Annotated in this window: 4 protein-coding genes; 2 read left to right on the top strand and 2 right to left on the bottom strand. The window is 64.2% G+C overall.

What is annotated here, in order from left to right:
* Both A2J01_RS15525 and A2J01_RS15520 read right to left on the bottom strand, forming a co-directional pair.
* A partial coding sequence (locus A2J01_RS15525; RefSeq protein ID WP_156519289.1) for a helix-turn-helix domain-containing protein occupies positions 1-231 on the bottom strand: 231 nt, incomplete at its 3' end.
* A gap of 43 nt (positions 232-274) precedes the next feature.
* Complete coding sequence (locus tag A2J01_RS15520) at positions 275-1,462, bottom strand: CaiB/BaiF CoA transferase family protein (protein ID WP_003946016.1); 1,188 nt, start codon at positions 1,460-1,462, stop codon at positions 275-277.
* A gap of 282 nt (positions 1,463-1,744) precedes the next feature.
* Here A2J01_RS15520 and A2J01_RS15515 point away from each other — a divergent pair, with 282 nt between their 5' ends.
* Entirely contained in the window at positions 1,745-2,860 is a 1,116-nt protein-coding gene (locus A2J01_RS15515) for an XdhC family protein (RefSeq protein ID WP_020909752.1), read from the top strand.
* 102 nt (positions 2,861-2,962) lie between these two features.
* On the top strand, positions 2,963-4,588 hold a 1,626-nt coding region (locus A2J01_RS15510; protein WP_064113051.1), incomplete at its 3' end, for a PucR family transcriptional regulator.

Here is a 4,588-nt window from a genome sequence, read left to right as displayed (position 1 = left end):
AGCGTCGTCCACTCTCGATTGTTGAAGCGCGAGAAATCGTCGCGCAGCACGCAGCCACGCGCTACCGACCAGTCCACTGCGAGAGCCGAATGCGTGATAGATCGCCCCGTTGGATACACCGGTGGCGTCGGAGACTGCCCGGACCGTGACAGCGCTCGGTCCGGCAGTGGCGGCAAGTTTTTCGGCAGCGTCGAGCAGGGTGTCGAGGTCGTGGACGCGTGGCCGAGGCATGAACGCACAGTAACAGAGCGTCTGCTCTGTTACTAGTGTGCGGTCAGATCACCGAATTTGCGCGAAGATCCTCGATCTCCTCCGGGCGCAGGCCGAAGTCGGTGAGTACGTCGTCGGCGTCACCGCCGAGAGTCATGGGTGGCGCATTCCTGACGGGAAGGGTCTTGCCGTCCACCCAGAACGGTCCGCGGACAACGGGAATCGACGTTCCGTCGGCGCTCTGGGTCTGCTCGACCATCTGCAATGCCTCGACCTGCGGGTCGGAGAACACCTGATCGATCGAATGGATGGGGCCGCAGGGGATTCCGGCACCGCGGATCTCGGAGATCCATTGCGCCGCGCCCTTCGTGGTCAGTAGGTCCTCGAGTTCTTTGGTCAGTTGGTCTCGGTGCGCCAAACGTTCTTTACCCGTGGCATATTCGGTACGGAAGGCGAGCTCGGGGTCGCCGAGTACCGAGCACAGTGCGATCCAGTGCTTGTCCGAGCCGGTGGCAATGTTGATCGGGAAGTCGGCAGTGTCGAAAGCGCCGTACGGCGTGATCGTCGGGTGCGTATTGCCGTTCGGCGTCGAAACCCGCCCGGTGCTCAGGTAGTCCTGCGCCTGGAAGGTCATGATCGAGATCGCGGATTCCAGCAACGAGGTCTGCACGCGGTGCCCACGACCATCGCGACCGCGAGAGGCAAGCGCCGCCGTGATGCCCAGCGCTGCGTAGATGCCCGAGACCGTGTCGATGATGGGGATACCGACCCGCATCGGGGTCTGTTCCCCGGCACCGGTGACCGACATCAGCCCGGACATGCCCTGGGCCACCTGATCGAGTCCGGGCGCGAACTGGTCAGGGCCCACCGGGCCGAAACCACTGATGCTCATCACGACGAGCCCTGGATTCTCCTGCTCGAGCGAGTCGGGATCGAGCCCCATGTCGGCCAGTACTCCCGGACGGAAGTTCTCGACCAGCACATCTGCGTCGAGGGCCAGGCTGCGAAGCAGTTTCCGCCCGCGGTCACTGCGCATGTCGATGGCGATCGACCGTTTGCCGCGGTTCACGGAAGCGAAGTAGAGGCTTCGATCGCCGTCGAACGGCGGCCACTGACGCGAACTGTCGCCGGAGCCACGGGTTTCGACCTTGACCACGTCGGCGCCGAAATCCGAGAGCAGCGACGTGCACAGAGGGCCCGCGAGAGCACGGGTGAGGTCGAGAACTTTGATACCGCTGAGCAATTGGTCCATGGGAGAAACCTCGGTTCTGTGGTGTGCAACGTCGCCCACTCGATCCGTCGCACCATCTGCGTGAATTGCCGCTGCAGTGATCGTCGGAGAGGGGAAGAATGAAGGTCAGGCCTGCTTTCGGCTGGGCTCGGTGACAACACTGGTCGAGAGCGCAAGGTGATGCGACGGCGACATTGCACAACTGCAGGGCCCGGATTTAGGCGCATTGTGTGACAGGCAGGATTGCGGTGGGCCGATACCGTGAACTCTCTACGGACGGCGATGCAAGCGGGAGGCGAGGCGATGCGCGACATTTCCACTCAGCTGGCGCAGTGGCACGCCCGCGGCGAGGATTTTGCACTGGCGACGGTTGTCCGTACCTGGCGATCCTCACCGCGCATGCCCGGTGCTTCGATGGCCGTCTCACGCTCCGGCGAGGTGGTCGGCAGCGTCTCGGGCGGGTGTATCGAGAGTGCACTGTACGAGATCGCCCAGGAGGTTCTCGCCGACGGCACCAGTCGCGTCGAGGTCTTCAGCGTCTCCGACGACGACGCCATCGGAGTAGGGCTGACCTGCGGCGGAACCATCGAAGTGTTCGTCCAGGCCGTCGGAGCCGATTTCGCCGAGTTCGGTCAGGTTTGTGAACGGATCGAGGCCGATACGCCCGTCGTCGTGGTCACCGAAGTGCGTCCGGGAGCACCGGCACGGCACCTCGTCGTCGAGCACGGCCGACGCAGCGGAGATCTGGATGCCACGGAGGACGAGGTGTCCATCCTGCTGCGCACGATGGACACCGGTGAGTCCGTCGCTTTTGTCGCGCCGGCGGGAACTCTCATCGATTCGCAGCACGACCTGCTGGTCGAGATCTTCGCGCCACTACCGCGGATGTACGTGTTCGGGGCCATCGACTTCGCGGCCTCGATGTGTACGTTGGGCGCCTTTGCGGGTTATCGCGTGACCGTCGTGGACGCACGGCCGGTCTTCGCGACACGGGCGCGCTTCCCCGACGCCCACGATCTGGTCGTCATGTGGCCACACAAGTTCCTCGAAACCGCACCGATCGACAACAAAACCGTCCTGGCCGTGCTCACGCACGACGAGAAGTTCGACATCCCCCTGCTCGAGATCGCGCTGCGTTCGCCGGCTGCGTACGTCGGCGCGATGGGAAGTCGTGCGACGCATGAGCGTCGGGTGGCGCTGTTGAAGGAGCGAGGCGTCACCGACGCCGAGTTGGGGCGTCTGCACTCACCGATCGGGTTGGATCTCGGCGCGAGGACACCGGAGGAGACTGCAGTGTCGATCCTCGCCGAGATGACCAAGACCCTGCGCAATGCCTCCGGTTTGGAACTGCGGGATCTGCAGGGGCCGATCCACCCGCCACCTCAGGAGAATCCGACCGCCCTGCATCGAACGGCCTGAGTCGACTGCGCTGAATTCGGACATCTTGTGTTCGGTGGGGATAGGATCGTTTCTTTCGTGAACCATCTTCCGTGATCCGAATGAAATCGAGGTGCCTGCCAAGTGGCAAACCCGGCCGTACCGGCATCCGAGGTGAATGCTGTTCTCTCCGAACTTCTTCGAACCCAGCTCCTTCCTGGTGTTCGAAAGGTCGCCGGCGGCTGCGAAGACCCGACGGTAGCCCGGGTGGGATTCATGGCGGTTCCGGACATCGGACCGTGGCTGCGGCACGGACAGTTGCTGATCACCACGCCGGAAACCCTCGCCAGGGTCACCGAAACCTTCAAGGCATTTGTCGGACGGTTGTCGACGCGAGGTGTTGCGGCACTTGCCGTCCAATTCGGCGCAGACGGGGACACTCTCGCGCCGGAGCTGGTCGACGCGGCCGAAAGCGCCGGCTTCCCGCTCCTGGTTTTTCACGGTGCGTGTGATCACCCTGCGGCGAGAGACCGTGAGCAGACGGAGTCGGCCCAGATCGACGCCATGTTCGGGGCCGAGCGCTTGCGACGGCTGCTGGTCGACGTCGTGATGGGCGGCGGCGGCCTCCCGCAATTGACCGAAGTCATCGCACGGGAGATGAAGGGCGCCGCCCTGATCACCACCTCGGACGGACGCGAGATCTGCCGCGCCGGGGACGCCGCGGAGCGCAAGCATCTGTCTGCCTGTCCCGCCGTCGATTCCACCGGTCGTCTGCGGACCGACACCGTCGAGGGCGGATTGGGTCTGCACGAGTTCGACGGTCAATTCATCGCGGTGTCCGCGATTTCCGCCAATCACATCGACCACGGGCGTCTCGCGTTGTTCACCGGTGAGCGCGTGATGACGAGTTACGACCAGTACCTGGTCGAGCGGGCCGCGTCGGTGTGTGCGTTGGTCATCACCCGCGAACAAGCCGTGGCGTCGGTGGAGGAACGCCATCGCGCCAACTTCGTTCACGACCTGCTCCTCGGTCGGGCCGGGGACCACGATCACGTTGTCTCCCATGCCAAGACATTCGGTTGGGACTTCGACCGCCCGCTGGTGATCGTCTCGATCGAGCCTGACCCGATCGACGAACCGGCCTCTGCGGCGCCCGCTCGGCTGCCTGTTGTCGATCGCCAGGCGATGGCGTTCTCCGGGGCGATCGCCCACCGCGATCCCGGTGCGGCGGTGACCGCGCTGACGGGCGAGACGGTGATCGTCATGGGCGTCGGCACCGACACGATGGCATTGGTGCGGGACCTCGTCACGGTCGTTCGCGGTGAAGGTGGCGGCGGGAGAAGGCCGTTCAGTGTCGGGGTGTCCCGGCCGACAGCGGCGATCGACGCAGTCCCCGCGCTCTACAGTCAGGCGCGCACCGCACTGACCGTCGGGCGACGGATCTCCGGTCCGTGGACGGTGACTCAGTTCGACGATCGCGGTGTGTACAGACTGCTCAGTCTGGTCGAGGACGAAAACGAGCTGGAGACGTTCGCGCGGGAGACACTGCGGGAACTGACGGAGGAAACTGCCGAAGCGCAGGACATGCGCAAGACATTGGAAGTCTTGCTCGCGACCAACATCAACATCGCCGAGACAGCGCGCAAGCTCCACTTCCATTACAACACACTGCGTTACAGGGTCGTTAAGCTGGAGAAAATGCTGGGACCCTTCACGGCGCAACCCGAGCTACGGCTGGATCTGTCTCTAGCACTGAAGATAACCGCGATG

The organism is Rhodococcus sp. EPR-134 (assembly GCF_001647205.1).
Taxonomy (GTDB): Bacteria; Actinomycetota; Actinomycetes; order Mycobacteriales; family Mycobacteriaceae; genus Rhodococcus_F; species Rhodococcus_F qingshengii.
This window is presented reverse-complemented; position numbering and strand designations above follow the sequence as displayed.

Bases quoted from the DNA above. Each gene is read 5' to 3' on its own strand.
- A2J01_RS15515 (WP_020909752.1), top strand. From the start codon at position 1,745: ATGCGCGACATTTCCACTCAGCTGGCGCAGTGGCACGCCCGCGGCGAG.
- A2J01_RS15520 (WP_003946016.1), bottom strand. From the start codon at position 1,462: ATGGACCAATTGCTCAGCGGTATCAAAGTTCTCGACCTCACCCGTGCT.